Consider the following 21915-nt stretch of genomic DNA (forward strand, 5'->3'; position numbering starts at 1 on the left):
TTTATTTCTATGCCTCTCTTATATAATAAAGAATTTTCTGTGAATTTTGAACCCTCTTCTTTTGACAAATTTTTTATATTTATGTCGAACCGTTGAATAAAATTATATCGATTTATCGATAAAGTGAAACTTTAATCAGCCCGCACCAATCGGGCCTTTACGGGCAGTAAGACTCCCACCTAACTTCTTCCCATTCGCCGAATTTCGAGGTGGGAGTCTTACTGCCCACAAATAGCGGGATAAATAATGACAAAAAAAAGAAAGAGCGGGAGAACCCGCTCTTTCTAAGCCATCGTATATGGGATTATTTTTGGTAACCGCCTAATTGTTGCTCAGCTAGTGAAACTAGACGTTTAGTAATTTCGCCACCAACAGATCCGTTAGCGCGAGATGTTGCATCAGCTCCAAGTTGAACACCAAACTCTTGAGCGATTTCGTATTTCATTTGATCTAATGCTGCTTGAGCACCAGATACTGCTAATTTATTTGTGCTTGCCATGTTGTATCACCTCCTTGTGAGTATAGAGTGTGATAAACAACATGACTTCATGCACATTTGAATGTGGTAATTTATGGGTTTAGAAAAGTTCTTCGAATTTTTCTTCTTCAGCCACTACTTCTACTGTTTGTAATACCATTGTTTCTTTGTTCGCTACAGCCTCTTCAATTAACGGCGCGAAATCGTATTTCGCTTCAAAACGATTTGCTTTCTCACGCTTCGGTTTCGTCGATGGACTTGCTGGTGTGAATACTGTACAGCAGTCTTCATATGGACGAATTGAAATATCATACGTTCCAATTTCTTTTGCAATTTTAATAATTTCTAATTTATCCATCGTAATAAGCGGACGAATAACAGGATAGTTTGTTACTTCGTTAATCGTATGCATACTATCTAACGTTTGGCTTGCTACTTGTCCAAGACTTTCACCAGTCGTAATTGCAAGTGCATTACGCTCCTCTGCAATACGCTCTGTAATACGCATCATCATACGACGCATAACTGTCATAGAATAGCTAGATGGAATTTCTTTATTAATCGTTTTTTGCACTTCAGTAAATGGAACAAGGTGAAGTGTTACACGTTTACAGTATTTCGTTAACTCTTGTGCTAAATCGATTACTTTTTGTTTCGCGCGCTCGCTTGTGAAAGGTGGACTATGGAAATGAACTGCTTCCACAGATACGCCGCGTTTCATCGTTAAGTAAGTTGCTACCGGGCTATCGATACCACCAGAAAGAAGTACCATTACTTTTCCGCCAACGCCAACTGGTAAACCGCCTGCTCCCATGTGCTCACCACACATAATATAGCTATAACCACTGCGAATTTCTACACGTACATTCACATCTGGATTATGAACATCTACTGTGATATCCTCTGTATTTTCTAAAATGTGCCCACCGATTTCTGGAAGTAACTCCATCGTCTTCATTGGGAATCGCTTATCAGAACGGTGCACTGTAATTTTAAATGTTTTCACATCACCTTTTACTTGTAAGAAAGCTGCTAATGCACCTTTTTTAATATCTTCTAATTCTGATGGTACTTTCATCGCTAAGTTAAACTTATGAATACCAAATACATCTTTCAATCTTTCAGAAATTTCTTCATGGTCTTCGCCATTTAACTGAATGTACATACGATCATGTGTTGCATCAATTTTAATGTTTGGGAATTTTTTTAATTTGAATTTCACATTATCTCTTAACGTACTTACAAACTTAGAACGATTCTTTCCTTTTGTCGTCATTTCTCCATAACGAACTAAAATATATTCATATGTCATCATATTTCTTTACCTCATCACTTCATATAATTTTGGCATTGTCTCTTTAACAATACCTTCAAATTGTTTTACTTCTTCCATCGTGTTGTCCGGTGCTAGACTAATGCGAATCGCACTTGTAGCTGCGGCGTGCGGTACTCCCATTGACACTAGTACTCGGCTCACTTCATTTGCTTTTGAAGAACAAGCAGACTTAGTCGATACATATACACCATGCTCTTCTAAAGCATGAACGACTACTTCGGGTTTTAAACCGACAAATGATACATTTAAAATGTGCGGTGCCGCATATTCAAGTGATGTATTAATCGTTACAGTTTCCATCTCTTTAAAGAAACGGACCAGCTCTGTTTGTAAATTTTGCAAATGAACTATCTTTTCTTTCACTTGTTCCATCGTCATACGAAGTGCTTTCACCATCGCTACAATACCAGGTAAATTTTCTGTACCTGAACGATACTTGAGCTCTTGTTGACCACCTGATAAGATTGGATCTAATCTTACACCATCACGTACGTAAAGAAGACCTGTCCCCTTTACGCTATGAAATTTATGTCCAGATATTGAACAAAGGTCAATATGAGAAGCGTATAAATCAAGTGGTACTTTTCCTATCCCTTGTACATGGTCCACGTGGAATCTTATTTTCGGATAGTTCGCTAATAATGTTCCAATTTCAGCAACGGGCTGAATCGCTCCAGTCTCGTTGTTCACGTGAATAATTGACACAAGAATCGTATCTTCACGAAGCGCTCGTTTTACATCTTCTACCGATACAACACCGTGCTCGTTAACCGGTAAATATGTTACATCAAAACCGAGATCTTCTAATTGTTTATATGCCTCAAACACAGACGCGTGTTCAATATTTGTTGTAATGATATGTTTGCCGCGCGAACGATTCCTCATCGCTATCCCTTTAATCGCAAGGTTATTCCCTTCCGTTCCACCTGATGTGAAAATAATTTCAGAAGGTTTAACGTGAAGGAGCTGTGCCGCAATCGTTCTCGATTGTGTTAATAGACGCTCTGCCTCTCCTCCAAGCGAGTGAATAGAAGAAGGATTACCAAAATATTTCCCTGCAACCGTTACGTACGATTGAAGAGCTTCTGGATATGGCTTCGTCGTCGCACTATTATCAAAATAGATCATCGTTCTTCCCCTTTCAACGCTATCACATCATATAATCATATCACAAATACGTGTAATTACGCTAAGACTACTCAAAGGTTCCGTTTTTATATAAAAGTGTACATTTCCCCCCGCCATTTGCAGGCATACTGAGTGGTGAAGATTAATAATTAGTGGTGGATGAAACCCCATCACTTACGGTTTCACTTTATTTTGAAACGAACGACCTTACTGTATTCCGCTATTCATTATAGCAACATCGACTTCAAAATTACACAAAAAAACAAACCCTTTATTAAAGGGTTTGCTCATTGTCTACATATTCAGCTATTTTTTGAACAACGCCAGGTTCAAGTTGCTCTAATATAGAAGCCGCTTGTTCTAAAGCTGCATCGTATTGATATTCACGGAATAATTTCTCCGCATAATTTAAGCTTTCTGCAAGATTCTCATCATGACTGCGGTACCGGTTACCGTATTGAATTAGTTTTTCAACTAAATACGCTTGTCCAATTAATTCTTCCGTCATTTCAGATACACCATTCACAACTGTGTATGCTTCTTCTAAACTGCTATTTACAGTATTCATATTTAACGGCTTTACTTCTAATTGCTCATACACAGCTTGCATCGCCATTTGCCCTTTTTGTAAATCTTCCATAATACTCTCTGGAAGACCTGGTAAATTCGACTTTTGCATAAAACGTTTCGTCTCAAAAATTGTATTTCGCATTTCTTGTAACTTCTCACGTGCTTCAAATTCCTCTTTGCGCATCGTTTGCAGCATTTCTTTATATTCTGCATGAAGTACTTTTAAAGTTTCACATTGCTCATAAACCTCTTCTAGTTCCTCACGAATAATAGAGAATGCAATATCTTGTTCAGCAACACGGATTTGCAACACTTCAAAACGTTTCATTAAAATATGCATTTGCTTTTCAATTACTTTTTGTGACTCAATGTCTTTGTCTTGTAATTGATAACTTTGTTTCACAAGTTGTGTTTCTATTTTCGTTTCAATTGTTTCTGTACGAATTTCTTCTAAATCTTCATAAACAGACAGTGTTTTTTGCTCCACATAGTGTTTCGCATGCACTTCTTGTTCAAGTTGATCATAAAAACTGTCTAAACGAGTTTTTAAGTCCTCTACTTTTTCTGCTGCTTCCGTTATATAAAGCTCCTGTATATCCATTAAACATGTTTGTAGTTGTGTCGTCATATCACGGACTTCTTTAGGAATTTCCAAATACTCTAATACATAGCCTTGTCTTATCATATCATCATGGCCTTGTAATAAATCTTCCAGCTGAACTGGTAATGTCGCTTGACACTCTACCAATAAATCTGGAATTTGATGAATAACGATTTCTAAACTTGCTAAACCTTCTTCTAAACTAATAACAATTTCTCTCGCTTTTAAATAATCACCATTATCAGTTGCCTCTTCAAAAGTTTTGAACTTCTCGGATTCAACATCTAACATCTCTTCAATTTTTTGCTCAGCTGCTCCATACATGTGTCGATGAGCAAGAACGCTCTTTTTCATACTACGATATGTATCACGTAACCCTTCAATTTCCGAGCTGTTTTTCTCATGGCTTTCTAACAGTTGCTGTAATTCATTTAAAATGTCTGTAATCCGATTATCAGCGTCATCTAAACCACTTATGGATTCTTTCATCGCATGCTTTGCTTTGCGGAAGGAGAATTGCGAGGCGAATTTTCGCGCTTGCCCTAAATCTTTTTCAGCTTTCGGAAGAGTTGTTGATACAATTTCATCCCACTCTTCACGCCATTTACCAAACAGTTCTTCTGTTTGACCTGTCATATTTAAATCTTTTACCCGCTTTAGTTCATCTGCCACAGGTTTATCTTTTATCTCTTGTTTCCACTGCTCCAGTGCTTCAATATCTTTATATGAACGATTTCTTATCACAAGCTCTATCATGAGCAGCACTAGAATAGAGCTTACTACAATGATAACGATCGTCAGGATAGAATCCATGTAAAAAAGCCTCCTAAGTTATATCTCTTTTTTTGTCCGTTCCGTTTATGAAATGGAAGGCATTATGTATAAAAAGGGAATTCCCCTATATTTAACAACTAACAATGTTCTAATCATACCATGTAATGACGTGTTTTTGACCTAGTTTTTTTTAAAATTTCATGTTTCTTTAAATGTAAATGTAATCTTTCTTAATATTCCGCTTACTTAACTACCTATCCTCAAATGATTGTAATAACAGGCACTCTTTCATATGAGATGCGAAATAAATTTTGCGCACAAGTGACATTTCCTTGCCTTACCGCTTGCTCTACCACCATTTCCGGAATTAAAGTAATACCAAGGCCAGCTTTTACCATTGCAAGCATCGGTTCTGCATAAGATGTTTCAACTATTAACGGCATATTATTTATGAATTTAGTTCCTGTACTTGCACTTATCGGTTTTATGTTTCAAGGTTATACTGTCGATAACATAGAAATTGCCGGCGCCTCATTAACAATTATTGCGCTAGTATGCAACAATTTATAGCAAAGAAAACAACATATAAAAATCCCCACCTCAATTCGTTAGGTGGGGGTTTTTCACATATGAACAGCTCTTGGCAGTTCATAATACATACTCGCTTTATATAATGTTCGTTCCATCCATTGCTCAATTTCCTTCGTATACATTTCTAAGAAAAACGTCTCGGATGGAAATGAGTGTAGCACCTCTGATATATATTGTGGATATAAAAACGGCATATTCATCATGCCTTTTAATTGCGTCATAAACATTGTAAAAGATACCTTTTTAAATTCTTGCTTCATTTGTCCTTGTTTAATGATTTGCTCTATATAATATCTTTCTCTAGAAAAATAAACGGTCATCACTTCACGAATTAATGTCGTATCAAGCGAAAGCTCTCTATAAAAAAAACGTGTCAGTTCTCTATTATCAAATTGATATCGTAAAATCCCGCGCACCATTTGCACCATCACATCTTTAGCCGATAAATATTCTCTCTGTTCAAATGACGTTTCAATTACATGAATATATCCTTCTAAAAAATCAGTAATAAGCTGTTCTAATAACCCTTGCTTTCCAGCAAAATAATATGAAATATTCGCTACATTCACATCCGCTCGCTTTGCAATGTCCCGCACCGATGTCCCGTCATACCCTTTCGTATTAAACAACGATATTGCCGCATCAATTACCTTTTGTTTCGTCTGCTTCATGCGCTCACTTCCTCTCAATGAACAGCTATAGTTTAAATTTCTTGACTTTTAAGACAAATTCCTTTAATTTTCTATCGACAAAGTCATGTGAAATACATCGTATTTTGCTACCATTTTACATATCTCGATAAAAAGGGAGTTGTTTCCATGTTTACAAAAGAAAGTTATGCAGGATCTCGTGAAAAGCAATATGAGACAGTAATTAAACAACTAGATGCATTATTAACTGGCGAACCGAACGTAGTCGCAAACTTATCAAATGCGTCCGCACTATTAAATCAATTTTTAGATCGCGTTAATTGGGTTGGCTTTTATGTAACAGAAGGAAATCAGCTTGTTCTTGGACCATTCCAAGGAATGCCAGCTTGCGTGCGTATTCCTTTCGGACGCGGTGTTTGCGGCGTTGCAGCTGAAACAAAAACAACGCAACTTGTAGCAGATGTTCACCAATTCCCAGGACATATCGCTTGCGATAGTGCCTCTAATTCTGAAATCGTTGTACCGATTCTGAAAGAAGGAACTATCATTGGTGTACTTGATATTGATAGTCCTGAAAAAAATCGTTTCGATGAAGTAGATCAGCATTATTTAGAAAAGTTTGTGGAAACACTCCTAAAACATATTTAATAAAGAAAAGAGTGAGTTATCGATTAAGTACGTAACGTACGAAACCGATAGCTCACTCTTTTTTATTGATTGCTAACCGTTGATATCTTCTTTAGTGCCTGTTCTAAATCAGAAACGATATCTTCCCATGATTCTAAGCCGACAGATAGGCGTATTAAATTATCGAAAATACCCATTTCTTTTCTTAGTTCAGCCGGAATAGCTGCATGTGTCATCGTCGCTGGATGCTGAATTAACGTTTCTGTATCACCTAAACTTACGGCAATTGTAATAAAATGGAGGTCATTGATAAACGACTGTGTTTCCTCTTTCCCGCCTTTAATTGAAAAAGAAATAACGCCCCCGCCTCGTTTCATTTGCCGAGATGCTAATTCCCCTTCCGGATACCAAACACCTTCTACCGCTTCATGATTTTTCAAAAACGATACAATTTTTTCTGCATTATCACAATGACGATCCATTCTTACTGCTAATGTTTTTAATCCGCGTAACAATAACCACGCGTCAAACGGCGCCATAATACCGCCGATATCTTTTCGCATCGGACGGATTTTGTCAGCTAACGCTTTCGTTCTACAAATTGTTACACCCGCTACAACATCCCCGTGACCACCAATATATTTTGTCGCACTGTGAACGACGGCGTCACAACCGAGCTCAAGAGGTCTTTGTAAATAAGGTGAACAAAACGTATTATCGACAATAACAAGCAAGTCATTGCGCTTCGCTACCCCGATCACCTTTTCTAAATCAATTAATTTCATCGTTGGATTAATCGGTGTTTCAACGAAAATGAGCTTTGTATTTGGACGAATTTTATTTTCAATATCCGTCTCTGTCTCCATATCACAAAACGAATGAGTAATCATAAATTTTTCTTCTAATACTTCTAAAAAACCGTACGTACATCCATATAATCCATTTGAACAAATAATATGATCTCCAGCCTTTAGAAAACCGATTAACGTTGCTGAAATGGCTGCCATACCTGAACCGAACGCCAGCGCTTCCTCTCCACCTTCTAAAACAGCCATACGTTCTTCAAATAATTTCACAGTTGGATTCCCAAGCCTTGAATAAATATAAGATGGATCTTCTCCCGCAAAACTCGCTTCTCCTTGCTGTGCTGTCTCAAACGTAAATGTAGAAGTTTGAAATAAAGGTGGCGTTAAACTCCCTTTATTTTCATTTGATTCATATCCGTGATGAATTAATGCTGTCTCCATATGTTTCTTTTTCATAAAAACATCCCCCTTATGTCTTTATTGCCACATATCCACCAAGAAAAATCTGATGAACGTTTTTACTACATTTTATGTAAGCGTTTTACTTCTGTTTCTATCTCTTCTTTCATATTGTTTTAAATTCCTTCTTGTTAATTTCCAAAATTTATCTGCATAAAACAAAAAGGGAGTCGCTTGACGAAACTGTAGGTAAAAGATATAATAGCGTTTGTGTAAAATAAAAAGGCAGCCTTGTAATGTGAGTTTATCGTTTGTATTTTGTTCCTCTGCGGAGGTGTATCTCGTAACTCCCTGCTGCTGGAGCGAAGGTACATGAAAACAAAATACCCGTAAATATCGATTACGTCTGTTTTTATTTTACGAAAATAAAAACATTTTTGAAGGAGGAGTCAACTATGGCTCGTTATACAGGTCCAGCATGGAAACTGTCTCGTCGTCTTGGAATCTCTCTAAGCGGCACAGGAAAAGAATTAGAAAAACGCCCTTACGCACCAGGTCCTCACGGTCCTAACCAACGTAAGAAACTTTCAGAATACGGTTTACAATTACAAGAGAAACAAAAACTTCGTCACATGTACGGCATGACTGAGCGTCAATTCCGTCGCACATTTGACCAAGCAGGTAAAATGCCTGGTAAGCACGGCGAAAACTTCATGATCCTTCTTGAAGCTCGTCTTGACAACCTAGTTTACCGCATGGGCTTAGCTCGCACTCGTCGTGCAGCTCGCCAATTAGTAAACCACCGTCACATCACGGTTGATGGAGCTCGCGTAGATATCCCATCTTACCGCGTTAAACCTGGTCAAACTATCGGCGTTCGCGAAAAATCTAACAGCCTTGTTGTTGTTAAAGAAGCGATCGAAGTTAACAACTTCGTACCAGAATACTTAACTTTCGATGCTGATAAGTTAGAAGCTACTTACACTCGTCACGCTGAGCGTCCTGAGTTAGCAGCTGAAATCAACGAAGCATTAATCGTAGAGTTCTACTCTCGTTAATCTCGGTACTCTGCAAAGAGTATTATTAAAAGCCTTAGGAACCTTGTTTATCAAGGGGCCTGGGCTTTTTTTATTGAATATAGCCGGTATATGTATAGAAACGGGACAATGTAACAAAATAAAAAGAACTGTAGACCTATAGTTAATGATGCTTAACCCTCTCTCTAGAATTTCACCAATTTTTTATCCACATTAATAAAAATCTCTCTTCTTCTAACAACGAAAAAATACTACACTCTACCCCCTGACTCATTTTTCTTTGTTATACTCTCCTTCCTCCCCTTTTGTTAATATTATTTTTACAACGTATTCTTTTGTACATAAACTATACCTTCCCCTTTTCTATTTACATTCAACCTTAAAAACCCCTGCATCACCCGAGCATCCGAATGAGATTAAAGAACTTAATGAACAAGTACCTCTTTGATCATGAATTTATGAGAATATTCCATTTACAACCCTCCCCTTAAATTGGTATTATTTCCTTGTAAAGGGGAGGGAAAGTTCATGTCTTTAAATATGTATCTGGGAGAAGTACAGGCTCAAACACAAAGTATGAATGCTTTCTGTACCGCTACTATTCAAGGTATGGAACAAGCTATTCAGTCGATTGATGCTTTCACCAGTGATACTGTTCTACAAGGGCAAACATATGACAGTGCAAAGGCATTCTTTGCAGAAACTTTTCGTCCTTTAGCACAAGGAATCATTTATTTGTGTGAAGAACTAATTCGTCAGAATGATGCCTTTCCAAATCAATTTCAATCACAGGTCGCTTCGACAGATGTAATCGAACAAGAAATATTAGAACAAATTCGAGAAATTGACCGAATGAAGGCAAGTATGGAAGCTATCAGTCAAGCTATGCCAATCCCAGGTATGGATGCTATGGTAAATCTTTTTATTGCCATGAGGCGCAAACTTCAAGAAAAGTTAGATCATTTGTATCAGTTCAACCAAACATCTAGCAATAACTACAGTACAGCAATTCAATTAGCTGCTAGTATTGCAACAGGTCTTGCAGAAGTCCAAAGTGGAAAAGGTTTTAGTCCTGCAAGTGGTACATTTAGTACACAAGCGTTGAATATGGAATGGGTGACTTCTATCCAAGCAATTACAGAAGATAGGAAGCGTCAGGCTGATAATTCAATTGAAGAAGGTGCAATGTGCGGCAAAATCCCACCACAATCAGAACAATCCTTTTGGGATAGAAATAAAAAGGATTTGAACGATGCCTGGACTGGTATTTCCACTGGTGTAGTAGATGGCGTTGTAGACGCATGGGACGGATTTGTTGCTTTGGGAGATAAAGAGACCTGGTTGAATATGCGGGATGCGATTGTAAACTATGAGGAAACACTTCCTGCTGCATGGAATGCTTTATCAGATTCATTCATGAATGAATTTTGGAATGGGGATATGGAAAGTAGAGAACATTATGCAGCTTATGCAGTCACTTCGCTACTCACTGGTTTTATTGGTAGCAAAGGTCTGGATAAAGTTGGACAAGTAGGAAAAGTAGCAGCTGTTACAAGTCTTACAAAAGGAAAATCGCTTCTAACAAACTCCTCTGCATACAGAAATGCATTGCATATATTAAATAACTATGAATTCATACCTGGAACTCCTTTCTCATATGCAGGAGTTGGAAGTATCCAACAGTATTTGCAGAAAGCAGCTCCATATACTTATGAAGGTCCAAATGGCCCTAAGACAATAAGATTAAGAAAAGGTGAGTTGGCAGGAGACAAACATCCTGTTACAGGTATTCCGTATGATGCAGATGGGTTCCCTATTTTTAAATCTAAGGGTGAGGTAATCCTCAAAGAGGCAGACTTCAAAAAATCTAGACCAACACATTTTAGAAAATGTAGTAAAGCATTATACGAACAAATAATAAAAGACCCTGATTTAGCTTCAAAATTTACGAAAGAAGAAATCCAAATGTTTAAACAAGGTGAAACACCAAAGCATTACACATGGCATCACCATCAAGATACTGGTAGAATGCAACTTGTAGATTATCAGATACATCACGATACTGGTCATACAGGTGGATATAGAATTTGGGGAAAAGATAGCGATAAATAAGGAGTGGCAAAAATGAACAATATTACATGGTCCTTTATGAGTAAAACACCAGTTACAGACGAAGAAATCCAAAAGATAGAACAATATTTTAATATTAAATTACCCAACGATTTTGTTGCGTGCGTGAAGAAATATGACGGGGGATACCCTAACCCAAAAGTATTTGATGTACCAGGACAAGATGAAAATGTATTCAGTGACCTCTTAACTCTTCATATAGAAGATAAATATTCGATTGTCCAAAACTATGAAGGTATAAAAGATAGATTAGTTGATAAAGTATACCCTTTTGCTAGAGACCCGTTTGGTAACCTTCTATGCTTTGATTACCGAAATAATCCCGAAGCCCCAACCGTTGTATTTTGGGATCATGAGGAAGAAGAGATGGAAGAAGCAATTTACCCTGTTTGTTCATCTTTTACAGAATTGCTGGATAGCTTACGCGATTTTGAAGACGACGAATAAAATAAAAAAAGAAGAACGCCTTGTAGTGAGGTGAACTGTACCCCGAATCATGGACACTTAAAAAAAGCCCCATGATTCGGGGTTTTTGTGTATTTTTATCAAAAAACCTCGTTATAATGGAACCAACGATAGAAATGAGGTACGGAGAATGAGTAAAATTATTTTTAACGAAATTCAAATGAAACAGCTAGAAAAAAATAAAAATGTATTAAAAGCGTCGGACCGTTCGATTAGCTATTGTTCAGATTTCAAAGTAAGAGCGGTAAAAGAAAATCAACAAGGAAAAGGTCCTAGCCAAATCTTTTTAGAGAATGGGTTTGACTTAGCTGTGATTGGTGAGAAGAAGCCAAAACAATGCTTGAAACGTTGGCGAAGAACCTTTGAACAATTTGGTGAGGAAGGCTTTTATACAGAACGCCGTGGGAAAGGAAGTACGGGACGCCCTTCGGAAAAAACCCTCTCTTCTGATGAAAAATTAAAGAAAGCGGAAGCACGTATTGCGTTTTTAGAAGCGGAATTAACATTCCTAAAAAAGTTAGACGAACTCGAAAGGCAGGCGTTACAGAAGAAGTGTTAACACCACGAGAAACATACACACTGATTGAACAAACCTTACGTCGATTTCAATTCCCACGTATGGTGCGTTACCTTTGCACACTGGCTGGGGTAAGTCGGAGTGGATACTATGCGTGGCTTCATCAGACAGATAAACAGCTGGAAAAAGAACGCAATGATGAAACAGATTATGAATGGATCCAAGAAATTTTCAATCGAAAAGGGAAAACATGTGGTGGTCGTTCTATCAAAATGGTGTTGGAAAAGACAAAAGGAATTTGTATGAATCTCAAGCGTATTTATCGTATTATGCGTAAATATAGCCTTGTGACAAAGATTCGCCGAGCGAATCCTTATAAACACATCGCAAAAGCGACACAAGAACATAAAACATGTCCGAACCTTTTAAAACGCCAATTCAATCAAGAAGAGCCTGAAAAAAGTATGTTAACGGATATTACCTATTTATTTTATGGAAAAGGAAAGAAGGCTTATTTATCATGTGTAAAAGACAGCGCAACACGAGAGATTTTAGCCTATCATGTCTCTTCCTCTTTACGAATGGATATCGTCTATCAAACATTAGATAACTTGAAAGAGAGATTAGGAGAAGTCATTCATCCTGAAGCGCTTCTACATTCAGACCAAGGTATTCATTATACACACCCTGAATTTCAGAAACGTGTAAGAGAAATGGGGATCAGACAATCTATGTCCCGTAGGGGCAATTGTTTAGACAATGCACCAATGGAATCCTTTTTTGGTCATATGAAAGATGAATTAGATTATAAAGATTGTCAAACCTTTGAATCCCTTGAGCTCAACATAAAGGATTATATGGAGGAGTATAATTATAATCGTTATCAGTGGACATTAAAAAAGATGGCTCCGATCGAATATCGGAACCACCTTTTAAGTGCTTGATTTTTCAGGGCTTTTTTATTAAACTGTCCATTTTATAGGGTACAGTTCATTCAGTTACTTCGAGTAGCTTTTATTTATATATATTAAAGTTATTTATTTTCCTCTTTTTGAACATATACATAAGCATCTTTCTGCTCTTTATGTATATCAACCTTCGTGTTCTCTGCAAGCTGACCCGCATTTAGCAAAGAAAAAATAATGAGCGCTTCTAGTGACATTTCGTTTTACCACTCCTTTCTATTTGTTATACGTTTATCATACCGCTTACATGTGATTTCCGTATGAACTCGAAAAGGAGATTACAACAAAAAGGTTACAGGAATACGAATGCACGTTATAATAACCATAAAATAGGAGGTTGATTCGTTTTGACAATAAACCAAATGGTTCAATTGGGCAGTGCATGTATGCTGTTTATTACTTCAGCACTTATGAGTTGGTATCAAGGGAGTAATTTAATAGATTATCCTGATGAATGGAAATATAGTGCTAAGTTTACGAATTACTTTAAAGGCACCGTTTCAAATTACCAAGATATTTATCAAATCGACTTCTTTATATATGCGGCAAAATTTTATCCCGCAGCATTTGTCGTTATGTTAATTAGCTTACTTTATATGCTCGTATTAATTCTTCATATTCTATTTAAAAGAAATCATGAGGCAATTTAAATGCATACATAAAAACCCCGAACGATAGACTTTTCAGCCTACCATTCGGGGTACTATTTGTTTTAAATTCGTTTCTGATTAGTAACGAATTAAGAAATATTTCTTCTTACCGCGGCGAATAATTGTAAATTTACCTTCGATGCGGTCGTTTTCTGTTACAACATAGTCTAACGCTTGTGTACGCTCACCGTTTACGTAGATTGCACCGTTCGTTACATCTTCACGTGCTTGACGTTTAGATGGAGAGATTTTGCTTTCTACAAGTAAGTCGATTAATACCGTATCTTCTGCAGTACGTTCTACAGATGGTACGTCTTTGAATCCTTGTTCGATTTCGCTTGCAGTAAGTTCTGCTACTGAGCCACTGAATAATGCAGCTGAAATTTTAATTGCTTGCTCTAACGCTTCTTCGCCGTGAACAAGTTTTGTCATTTCAGATCCTAATGATTTTTGTCCTGCACGTTTTTCTGGTGCTTCAGTTACTTGCTTCTCAAGCTCAAGAATTTCTTCATGAGATAAGAATGTGAAGTATTTTAAGTATTTAACTACATCGCGGTCATCTGTATTGATCCAGAATTGGTAGAACTCGTAAGGAGTTGTTTTCTCTGGGTCTAACCAAATTGCGCCGCCCTCTGTTTTACCAAACTTCGTACCGTCAGATTTTGTAACTAGTGGAATTGTTAAACCGAATGCTTTCGCATCTTCTTCTGATTTACGGATTAATTCAAGACCAGCTGTAATGTTACCCCATTGGTCACTACCACCGATTTGAAGACGGCAATTGTGTTGTTGGTATAAGTTTAAGAAGTCGTATGATTGTAAAATCATGTAACTAAACTCAGTAAATGAAATACCAGTTTCTAAACGAGATGCTACTGTATCTTTTGCTAACATATAGTTTAAACCGAAGTTTTTACCGATATCGCGTAAGAATGTAATTACATCTAAGTTACCAAGCCAGTCATAGTTATTAGCCATCGTTGCTGGGTTGTCCACATTTTCAAACTCTAAGAAGTTTGAAAGTTGGTTTTTAATGCTTTCCGTGTAGTAAGCAACTGTATCTTTCGTATTTAATGTACGCTCTGCTTTTTTACCACTTGGGTCACCGATCATACCAGTACCACCACCAACAAGTGCGATTGGTTGGTGACCAGCTAATTGGAAACGACGTAACATTAATACTGGTAACATATGACCAATATGTAAGCTATCCGCTGTCGGGTCGAAACCACAGTATAATTTAACGCTTTCTTTTTCTAATAATTGCTCTAATCCCTCAGCATCTGTTTGCTGATTAATTAGCCCGCGAAATTCAAGATCTTGTAAAATACCCATATCCTACATACTCTCCTTTAAGTTCATTACTGGCGTGAAGGTTGAAAACATAAAAAAATCGCCCCTTCAAATAAGGGACGATTTTGATCATCGCGTTACCACCCTAGTTGCAGACAAAAAAGCCTACCACCTTATTTACATAACGGCTTAGCACCGTCTTTTCCCTTTTGAATATAACTCAATCGAAAAAAGATGCTCTAGGGGCGTAATTCGCGATCATCTATGTGCTGATTTTCACCGACCATCAGCTCTCTAAAACAGGGAAATGATCACTACTTCTCCCTTTCCACGCTCAATTATTCATATACTTTTCTTTATACCATCATTTATATAGGCGTGTCAAATAGAGGTAGGATTTCTCTCCTTCCCAATCCTTTACAACGTCGCAAGGAGTATCGTAATAAGAGAAAGAACTGGCACACCAACTAATAACGATACATGAAACACAACCGATAAATCATTCCCAATCGTCGCCTCCACAGGATCTTTCGCTGGAGAAGCAAGAAATCCAAGTAATCGATCGAAGCGACTTACCGTTTTCGGAAAATCCGGTATTTCTACATGGTCACTATCTAAATGCTGCTTTAATTTATATTCATTCTTAAAGGGATTTTCGCTCAATTTCATCCACCTCCAGCAATTGTTTTAATTTCTTTATCCCGTTATGAAGTCTCGACTTCACTGTTCCAATAGGAATATCTAGTACCTCTGCAATTTCTTTTTGCTGCATATCATGATAATAAGAAAGAATCAGGACCGCTCGCTGTTCTTCAGGAACTTTCAAAATTGCTTCTCTTACCGTGAGCCGATCTTCGTGGGAAAATTCCTTTTCTTGAATCGGTACTAAAAACGGTAAGAGCGAACGCCACTTTTTTCTTCTATTTAATTTATTAATCATAAGACGATAACCGATTTGAAATAAATACGTTTTTATTTTTCCTTTTTCGATTTCATACATATGTTTCTTATGCTCTAACGTTAAAAATGTATCTTGAACGAGATCTATACTCAGTTGTTCATCACGATTAAATCGATACAAAAATGTATATAGCGCTGGCTTGATTAAAACATATAGTTTTTCTCCCGCTTGCTTATCTCCATTTTGATACGCAAGCATGAGTTCCTCCTCAATCCCAATCTGCGCCATTTTTTTTGATCTCCTTTATTCCTTTTAACGTTAATGAAATACGGGAAATTAAATATGCACTTGCGACAATGACCCATGCTTGTGACTGGTTCGTAAAAAATTGAACATATGGGTTTTGAATCGTATGGCCGGTTGAAACTAAAATATTTAACGCCAGCACACATATACATGCATACACTGCAAGACAGACCGAAATTGTATCAAATACATTCCAACGAAAATATATTTTTGTTTTTGTAAAATCAATTTTATTTCCATTTTTTCGTACAATATACTTCTTATCAAACGGAATAAGGATTGAAAAAATAACAATCATAATAATCCCAACTGTAATCATTGAAATTTTAAATCCAATTGGTATAGGTAATAACATACCACAAGAAAACACAACTATAATTCCAATTAAAGCAAAAGTAAGCATCAATTTATTGGACATATAAAAAGCCTCCCTCATCTATTCTTTCATAAATGTATACAGACGAGGAAGGCACTTCGTTCAAATATTATTTTATTTTTTTAATAATTTTCGCAGGATTCCCGCCAACTACTACATTATCTGGTACATCTTTCGTTACAACAGCTCCAGATGCAATGACTGCATTATGTCCAATTGTTACCCCCGGATTAATAATCGCTCTTCCGCCAATCCATACGTTATCGCCAATTGTTACTGGTTTTCCGTACTCTGATCCGCTTATGCGCTCCACCGGATCAAGTGGGTGCGTTGCTGTATAAATGTGAACTCCTGGAGCTAACATACAATTCACTCCGATTGTAACTGGGCATACGTCTAAAATAGTGCAATCAAAGTTTGCGTAAAAGTTTTCACTAACGTGAATATTATAACCGTAATCACATCTAAAAGAAGATTCAAGATGAATGTTATCTCCAGTCGTTCCGAATAATTCTTTTACGATTGCACTACGTTCTTCTAATTTTACTTCTGATGTTTCATTTAACTTTCTTGTTAATATACGAGCTTGCTCCCTCTCTTGTACTAAAACCGGATCAGCTGGTATGTACATTTCCCCTTGTATCATCTTTTCTTTTTCTGTTTTCATCATACTATCCCCTTTAACTTATATATATGAGTTTATGATACCATAAAAAAAGAAAGGTCTGAACGTCATTTCGTTCAGACCTTTCTCTCTTAATCTTCCATCGTCGATAAATCGCCTGTTGGTAAGTTTAATTCCCACGCTTTTAATACGCGGCGCATAATTTTACCACTTCTCGTTTTCGGTAATTTATCTCTAAATTCAATTTGTCTTGGCGCTGCATGAGCTGCTAGGCCTTTTTTCACAAATTGACGAATCTCTTCTTTTAATTCATCAGATGGTTCGTATCCCACGCGAAGCGCGATAAATGCTTTAATGATTTCCCCGCGTACTGGATCAGGAATACCAATTACACCAGCTTCTGCTACAGCAGCATGCTCGATTAATTTACTTTCTACTTCAAACGGACCAACGCGCTCACCTGACGTCATAATTACATCATCAATACGTCCTTGGAACCAGAAGTATCCATCTTCGTCCATATAGGCAGAGTCTCCTGATACGTACCAATCTCCCGGCATGAAGTAAGAATCATATTTTTGTGGGTTATTCCAGATTCCACGCATCATAGCTGGCCAACCTTTACCAATCGCTAAATTCCCCATTGTGTATGGAGGCACTTCATTTCCTTCATTATCAACAATCGCTGCTTTCACACCTGGAATTGGTTTACCCATTGAACCTGGACGGATTTCCATACAAGGATAGTTACAAATAACTTGTCCACCTGTTTCTGTCATCCACCACGTATCATGAATACGAAGTCCAAATGCGCTCATACCCCAGCGAATTACTTCTGGATTTAATGGCTCACCAACACTTAATACGTGACGCACTTGTGATAAATCATATTTTTTAATTGCGTCTTGTCCAGCTCCCATTAACATACGGAACGCTGTTGGTGCGCTATACCAAACTGTTACACCGTAATCTTGTAGCGCTTCATACCACGCTTCTGGACTAAAGCGTCCACCTAAAATAACATTTGATGCCCCCACTAACCACGGTGCAAAAATACCGTAAGCTGTTCCAGTTACCCAGCCAGGATCAGCTGTACACCAATATACATCATCTTCTTTTAAGTCTAATACCCATTTCGCTGTTTGATAGTGCTGCACCATAGCGTTTTGAGCATGAAGGACGCCTTTTGGCTTACCAGTAGAACCCGATGTGTAATGTAGAATTAAACCGTCTTCACGGCCTAACCACTCGATATGTAATTCTTTTGAAGCTTGTTCAAATAAAGGATTGAACGCTACAGTTTTACCGCCTTCTTCTGCATTGTCTCCAACAAGGAAGACCGTTTTTAAAGCAGGTAAATCATTTAATGGTATGCGCTCTAACAATTCAGGAGTTGTAATTAACACCTTTGCTTCGCTATCTTCTAAACGATCGCGAACTGCGCCTTCCATAAATGCTTCAAATAATGGTCCAACAATTGCCCCTAATTTCACTGCACCTAGAAGTGCGAAATATAATTCTGGGGAACGCGGCATAAAAATAAAAACGCGATCGCCTTTCTCAACATCGCCATAGTTTTTCAGGACATTTCCTGCTTTATTAGAAAAATCCTTCATTTCCTTAAACGTATATTTCTCTTTTCGCGATCCATCTTGATAATAAAGTGCTACTTTATTCTTTCGATCGGATTTCGCATGCTTATCAATTGCCTCATACGCCATATTTACTCGGCCAGTTTCATTCCAAGTAAAATTTTTATTAACCTCTTCCCAGTTAAAATTCGCGTATGCCTCTTCATAATTCGGCAAATTATTTTCTCCTTTAATGACAGGAAGCGTTTCCACTTTCATACTTTACATCCCCCTCCTATGTATTCTATTATCTATTATAATGATATTATTTAAAATTTTCAGTATATTTGTTGATTTTTAGACAAATTTTTAATGACAAAATTCGATTCACATCGCATATATTATAAAGTACGATATTAATAGATTCACAAACCCTCAAGGTGGTGAGCAATAAATTGATTCATAAAAAAATATATAATGCCAGAAACTTAAAAACAGCGAAAGGTACTTTAATTATTGAAGGTCCTGTCTCTACACATAATCTTGAAATGTATGAATTTCATCCAGACTTAATTGCGTTTCGTCCTGCCGAGCAGCAATATAAAGCAATTGTCGAAATTTCTAAATTGCCAGAAGCTCGTCTCATTATTGCTAGACATGACCAAACGATCGTTGGATATGTTACATACTTATATCCTGATCCGCTCGAGCGATGGTCAGAAGGAAAGATTGAAAACTTAATTGAACTCGGGGCGATTGAAGTTGTCCCAGCCTTTCGCGGTTGCTCTGTCGGAAAAAACTTATTAGAAGTTTCAATGATGGACGATCATATGGAAGATTACATTATATTAACGACTGAATATTATTGGCACTGGGATTTAAAACAAACAGGCTTAAATGTTTGGGAATACCGAAAAGTAATGGAAAAAATGATGAATGCCGGTGGTTTACAATGGATGGCTACAGACGATCCTGAAATTTGTTCACACCCCGCTAACTGTTTAATGGTTCGCATCGGTAAGCGCGTCGATACGGATTCCATTCAAGCATTCGATCGTCTACGTTTTCACAATCGTTTTATGTATTAATAAAGGGGGCAACTGGAATGATTGTAGAAGAAATTATGAATCAAAATGTAGTAACATTGCATCCAGATGACACAATCGAAACAGCAATCCGAACAATACGTACGAAAGGTATTCGGCACATTCCAATTGTCGATCAAAATAATCACGTAGTAGGCATTATTTCTGACCGGGATGTAAGAGATGCAAGTCCATCAATTCTTGATGAACAAGTTTCACTCGATATGCTACAGCAACCGCTCGAACTTATTATGAAACACCCTGTCATGACTTGCCATCCTCTTGATTTCGTTGAGGAAATTGCTACTTTATTTTTTGAAAATAAAATTGGCTGTCTCCCTGTTACAAAGGCCGGAAAGCTAGTAGGCATTATTTCCGAATCTACAGTACTGCACACATTAGTGAAATTAACAGGAGCACATCAGCCTAGTTCACAAATTGAAATTCAAGTGAAGAATGAACCTGGTATTCTCGGAAAAGTAGTTGCTATTTTTAGCAATTTAAAAATTAATATTGTGAGCGTTCTCGTCTATCCAGCAAAAGACGAGAATGATAAAGTACTTGTTTTCCGCATTCAAACGATGAATCCTCTAAAAGTGATTGATGCACTTGAAGCAGAGGGCTACCGCGTATTATGGCCAAACATAATGGGGATGCAAGCATGAGCAGCGCCTTCATTTATTCAGACGATTTTCGGGGCTATTCTTTTAGCCCTGATCATCCTTTTAACCAACTACGCGTCACACTTACGTATGATTTATTACAAAAGAGTGGTTTTATCTCCCCTTCTCAAGTCATCTCGCCAAGAATGGCTACGGATGAGGAAATTGCATTCATTCATACAGAGGAGTACATAAATGCGGTAAAACTTGCTGGAGAAGGAAAGTTAGAAAAATCAATTGCGATGACATATGGGCTCGGAACAGAAGATACACCGATGTTTCCAAATATGCATGAAGCAAGTGCATTACTCGTTGGCGGTACGTTAACAGCTGTCGATGCTGTTCTTTCCGGGAAAGTAAAGCACGCCCTCAATTTAGGCGGCGGCTTACATCATGGCTTTCGTGGTAAAGCATCTGGCTTTTGCATTTATAATGATAGCTCTATCGCAATGAAATACATTCAGAAGAAATACGGTTTACGCGTTTTATATATTGATACAGATGCTCATCACGGTGACGGGGTACAATGGTCTTTTTATGACGATCCTAACGTGTGCACCATTTCATTACATGAAACTGGGCGTTATTTATTCCCTGGAACTGGCGCAGTAAATGAACGTGGACAAGGAAATGGATATAGTTATTCTTTTAACGTTCCACTCGATGCTTTTACAGAAGACGAATCATTTTTAGATTCATATCGAACTGTTGTTAAAGAAGTTGCAGAGTACTTTAAACCGGATATTATTTTAACGCAAAATGGTGCTGACGCTCATTATTACGATCCACTCACACACCTTTGCGCAACGATGAACATTTATCGTGAAATACCGAAACTTGCTCGTGAAATCGCTAATGAATATTGTAATGGTCGCTGGATTGCCGTCGGCGGCGGTGGCTACGACCACTGGCGCGTCGTCCCAAGAGCCTGGGCACTCATTTGGCTCGAAATGAACAACATCCAAAACATCTCAGGTTATCTCCCCCCAGAATGGATTGACGCTTGGAAAGGACAAGCAGAAACAGAACTTCCCCTCACATGGGAAGATCCAGACAACATGTATCAACCTATCCCTAGAAAACCAGAAATCGAAGAAAAAAATGCATTAACTGTAGCGAAATCTCTTGAAATTATTCGGAATAATATGACAAAATCTTTATATTAAACAGAGAGGAGGCTCGCTTTTTGAACAGCCTCCTTTTATTTATTGTCGGTTTCTGTCGGTAAGTCGATATATTTTAATAATCGCTGATATATTTTGAGTTGCGGTCGATATATTTTGATAATCGCTGATATATTTCGAGTTGCGGTCGATATAATCGAAAAATCGCTGATATATTTCGAGTTGTGGTCGATATAATCGAAAAATCG

The 21915-nt window shown here is 37.6% G+C and carries 22 protein-coding genes, 2 pseudogenes and 1 other annotated feature; of the genes and pseudogenes, 10 read left to right on the plus strand and 14 right to left on the minus strand.

Annotated features, from left to right (window positions below):
* Positions 1-304: 304 nt before the first annotated feature.
* The 5 genes and pseudogenes from MHI07_RS21800 to MHI07_RS21820 all read right to left on the minus strand — a co-directional run.
* The gene (locus MHI07_RS21800) at positions 305-499 is read right to left on the minus strand and encodes an alpha/beta-type small acid-soluble spore protein (protein WP_000168891.1); all 195 of its coding nucleotides are present in this window, start codon (positions 497-499) and stop codon (positions 305-307) included.
* A 79-nt stretch (positions 500-578) separates the two neighbouring features.
* Entirely contained in the window at positions 579-1793 is a 1215-nt protein-coding gene (thiI, locus tag MHI07_RS21805) for a tRNA uracil 4-sulfurtransferase ThiI (RefSeq protein ID WP_002160228.1), read from the minus strand.
* Between the two features lie 6 nt (positions 1794-1799).
* Positions 1800-2942, minus strand: a complete 1143-nt coding sequence (locus tag MHI07_RS21810) for a cysteine desulfurase family protein (protein ID WP_002199169.1) — start codon at positions 2940-2942, stop codon at positions 1800-1802.
* A 274-nt stretch (positions 2943-3216) separates the two neighbouring features.
* Positions 3217-4926, minus strand: a complete 1710-nt coding sequence (gene ezrA / locus MHI07_RS21815) for a septation ring formation regulator EzrA (protein ID WP_002160226.1) — start codon at positions 4924-4926, stop codon at positions 3217-3219.
* Positions 4927-5137: 211 nt separating this feature from the next.
* A pseudogene (locus MHI07_RS21820) lies at positions 5138-5324 on the minus strand (LysR family transcriptional regulator); the annotation flags it as partial.
* Between MHI07_RS21820 and MHI07_RS29415 the strand changes: the two are divergent.
* Positions 5311-5457: pseudogene (locus tag MHI07_RS29415) on the plus strand (EamA family transporter); the annotation flags it as partial. The pseudogenes MHI07_RS21820 and MHI07_RS29415 sit on opposite strands and share 14 nt — an antisense overlap.
* A gap of 53 nt (positions 5458-5510) precedes the next feature.
* Here MHI07_RS29415 and refZ read toward each other — a convergent pair.
* On the minus strand, positions 5511-6149 hold the full coding sequence (gene refZ, locus MHI07_RS21825; protein WP_002160225.1) for a forespore capture DNA-binding protein RefZ: 639 nt from the start codon (positions 6147-6149) through the stop codon (positions 5511-5513).
* Between the two features lie 147 nt (positions 6150-6296).
* Between refZ and MHI07_RS21830 the strand changes: the two genes are divergently transcribed.
* On the plus strand, positions 6297-6776 hold the full coding sequence (locus MHI07_RS21830; protein WP_002160224.1) for a GAF domain-containing protein: 480 nt from the start codon (positions 6297-6299) through the stop codon (positions 6774-6776).
* A gap of 62 nt (positions 6777-6838) precedes the next feature.
* On the opposite strand, the gene megL is transcribed toward MHI07_RS21830, so the two are convergent.
* Entirely contained in the window at positions 6839-8017 is a 1179-nt protein-coding gene (gene megL, locus MHI07_RS21835) for a methionine gamma-lyase (protein WP_002112279.1), read from the minus strand.
* Positions 8018-8415: 398 nt separating this feature from the next.
* On the opposite strand from megL, the gene rpsD reads away from it, so the two are divergent.
* The 4 genes from rpsD (at position 8416) to MHI07_RS21855 (ending at position 13053) form a co-directional block, all read left to right on the plus strand.
* Entirely contained in the window at positions 8416-9018 is a 603-nt protein-coding gene (gene rpsD, locus MHI07_RS21840; protein WP_002145373.1) for a 30S ribosomal protein S4, read from the plus strand.
* Between the two features lie 507 nt (positions 9019-9525).
* A complete protein-coding gene (locus MHI07_RS21845) occupies positions 9526-11109 on the plus strand; it encodes an HNH endonuclease (RefSeq protein WP_340826246.1) in 1584 nt (527 codons plus the stop codon).
* A gap of 12 nt (positions 11110-11121) precedes the next feature.
* Positions 11122-11574: an SMI1/KNR4 family protein gene (locus tag MHI07_RS21850; protein ID WP_001060039.1), complete on the plus strand. Its 453-nt coding sequence runs from the start codon at positions 11122-11124 to the stop codon at positions 11572-11574.
* Between the two features lie 148 nt (positions 11575-11722).
* A protein-coding gene (locus MHI07_RS21855) for an IS3 family transposase (RefSeq protein WP_340824667.1) occupies positions 11723-13053 on the plus strand; the annotation gives its coding sequence in 2 pieces (ribosomal slippage) (positions 11723-12110 and positions 12110-13053; 1332 coding nt in all).
* Between the two features lie 89 nt (positions 13054-13142).
* Here the strand turns inward: MHI07_RS21855 and MHI07_RS21860 are convergent.
* Complete coding sequence (locus MHI07_RS21860) at positions 13143-13271, minus strand: hypothetical protein (protein WP_002112286.1); 129 nt, start codon at positions 13269-13271, stop codon at positions 13143-13145.
* 150 nt (positions 13272-13421) lie between these two features.
* Between MHI07_RS21860 and MHI07_RS21865 the strand changes: the two genes are divergently transcribed.
* Complete coding sequence (locus tag MHI07_RS21865; RefSeq protein WP_078180059.1) at positions 13422-13724, plus strand: YjdJ family protein; 303 nt, start codon at positions 13422-13424, stop codon at positions 13722-13724.
* A gap of 78 nt (positions 13725-13802) precedes the next feature.
* Here the strand turns inward: MHI07_RS21865 and tyrS are convergent, their stop codons facing one another.
* The 6 genes from tyrS to acsA all read right to left on the minus strand — a co-directional run bounded on the left by tyrS (position 13803) and on the right by acsA (position 19075).
* A complete protein-coding gene (gene tyrS / locus MHI07_RS21870) occupies positions 13803-15059 on the minus strand; it encodes a tyrosine--tRNA ligase (protein ID WP_016106357.1) in 1257 nt (418 codons plus the stop codon).
* A gap of 70 nt (positions 15060-15129) precedes the next feature.
* Positions 15130-15357, minus strand: a binding site (T-box leader).
* A 77-nt stretch (positions 15358-15434) separates the two neighbouring features.
* Complete coding sequence (locus MHI07_RS21875; protein WP_002160222.1) at positions 15435-15680, minus strand: hypothetical protein; 246 nt, start codon at positions 15678-15680, stop codon at positions 15435-15437.
* Positions 15661-16206: an RNA polymerase sigma factor gene (locus MHI07_RS21880; protein ID WP_002160221.1), complete on the minus strand. Its 546-nt coding sequence runs from the start codon at positions 16204-16206 to the stop codon at positions 15661-15663. The genes MHI07_RS21875 and MHI07_RS21880 overlap by 20 nt, the downstream gene beginning before the upstream one ends.
* Positions 16187-16642 carry a hypothetical protein gene (locus tag MHI07_RS21885; RefSeq protein WP_131246748.1) on the minus strand — a complete coding sequence of 152 codons (456 nt, stop codon included), beginning with the start codon at positions 16640-16642 and terminating at the stop codon, positions 16187-16189. Before MHI07_RS21885 ends, MHI07_RS21880 begins: the two co-directional genes overlap by 20 nt.
* Before the next feature lie 67 nt (positions 16643-16709).
* Positions 16710-17267: a maltose acetyltransferase domain-containing protein gene (locus tag MHI07_RS21890; protein WP_033710727.1), complete on the minus strand. Its 558-nt coding sequence runs from the start codon at positions 17265-17267 to the stop codon at positions 16710-16712.
* A gap of 89 nt (positions 17268-17356) precedes the next feature.
* On the minus strand, positions 17357-19075 hold the full coding sequence (gene acsA / locus MHI07_RS21895) for an acetate--CoA ligase (protein ID WP_002067621.1): 1719 nt from the start codon (positions 19073-19075) through the stop codon (positions 17357-17359).
* Between the two features lie 176 nt (positions 19076-19251).
* Here acsA and acuA point away from each other — a divergent pair, with 176 nt between their 5' ends.
* The 3 genes from acuA to acuC are packed head-to-tail and all read left to right on the plus strand — an operon-like array spanning position 19252 to position 21709.
* A complete protein-coding gene (acuA, locus tag MHI07_RS21900) occupies positions 19252-19884 on the plus strand; it encodes an acetoin utilization protein acetyltransferase AcuA (RefSeq protein ID WP_002112293.1) in 633 nt (210 codons plus the stop codon).
* A 17-nt stretch (positions 19885-19901) separates the two neighbouring features.
* Positions 19902-20546, plus strand: coding sequence for an acetoin utilization AcuB family protein (locus MHI07_RS21905; protein WP_340826257.1), 645 nt, complete (start codon positions 19902-19904; stop codon positions 20544-20546).
* Positions 20543-21709: an acetoin utilization protein AcuC gene (gene acuC / locus MHI07_RS21910; RefSeq protein WP_080025056.1), complete on the plus strand. Its 1167-nt coding sequence runs from the start codon at positions 20543-20545 to the stop codon at positions 21707-21709. Before MHI07_RS21905 ends, acuC begins: the two co-directional genes overlap by 4 nt.
* Positions 21710-21915: the final 206 nt, after the last annotated feature.

Source organism: Bacillus sp. FSL H8-0545, from assembly GCF_038006105.1.
Taxonomy (GTDB): domain Bacteria; phylum Bacillota; class Bacilli; order Bacillales; family Bacillaceae_G; genus Bacillus_A; species Bacillus_A cereus_U.

Bases quoted from the DNA above. Each gene is read 5' to 3' on its own strand.
- MHI07_RS21800 (WP_000168891.1), bottom strand. From the start codon at position 499: ATGGCAAGCACAAATAAATTAGCAGTATCTGGTGCTCAAGCAGCATTA.
- thiI (WP_002160228.1), bottom strand. From the start codon at position 1,793: ATGATGACATATGAATATATTTTAGTTCGTTATGGAGAAATGACGACA.
- MHI07_RS21810 (WP_002199169.1), bottom strand. From the start codon at position 2,942: ATGATCTATTTTGATAATAGTGCGACGACGAAGCCATATCCAGAAGCT.
- ezrA (WP_002160226.1), bottom strand. From the start codon at position 4,926: ATGGATTCTATCCTGACGATCGTTATCATTGTAGTAAGCTCTATTCTA.
- refZ (WP_002160225.1), bottom strand. From the start codon at position 6,149: ATGAAGCAGACGAAACAAAAGGTAATTGATGCGGCAATATCGTTGTTT.
- MHI07_RS21830 (WP_002160224.1), top strand. From the start codon at position 6,297: ATGTTTACAAAAGAAAGTTATGCAGGATCTCGTGAAAAGCAATATGAG.
- megL (WP_002112279.1), bottom strand. From the start codon at position 8,017: ATGAAAAAGAAACATATGGAGACAGCATTAATTCATCACGGATATGAA.
- rpsD (WP_002145373.1), top strand. From the start codon at position 8,416: ATGGCTCGTTATACAGGTCCAGCATGGAAACTGTCTCGTCGTCTTGGA.
- MHI07_RS21845 (WP_340826246.1), top strand. From the start codon at position 9,526: ATGTCTTTAAATATGTATCTGGGAGAAGTACAGGCTCAAACACAAAGT.
- MHI07_RS21850 (WP_001060039.1), top strand. From the start codon at position 11,122: ATGAACAATATTACATGGTCCTTTATGAGTAAAACACCAGTTACAGAC.
- MHI07_RS21860 (WP_002112286.1), bottom strand. From the start codon at position 13,271: ATGTCACTAGAAGCGCTCATTATTTTTTCTTTGCTAAATGCGGGTCAG.
- tyrS (WP_016106357.1), bottom strand. From the start codon at position 15,059: ATGGGTATTTTACAAGATCTTGAATTTCGCGGGCTAATTAATCAGCAA.
- MHI07_RS21880 (WP_002160221.1), bottom strand. From the start codon at position 16,206: ATGGCGCAGATTGGGATTGAGGAGGAACTCATGCTTGCGTATCAAAAT.
- MHI07_RS21885 (WP_131246748.1), bottom strand. From the start codon at position 16,642: ATGTCCAATAAATTGATGCTTACTTTTGCTTTAATTGGAATTATAGTT.
- MHI07_RS21890 (WP_033710727.1), bottom strand. From the start codon at position 17,267: ATGAAAACAGAAAAAGAAAAGATGATACAAGGGGAAATGTACATACCA.
- acsA (WP_002067621.1), bottom strand. From the start codon at position 19,075: ATGAAAGTGGAAACGCTTCCTGTCATTAAAGGAGAAAATAATTTGCCG.
- MHI07_RS21905 (WP_340826257.1), top strand. From the start codon at position 19,902: ATGATTGTAGAAGAAATTATGAATCAAAATGTAGTAACATTGCATCCA.
- acuC (WP_080025056.1), top strand. From the start codon at position 20,543: ATGAGCAGCGCCTTCATTTATTCAGACGATTTTCGGGGCTATTCTTTT.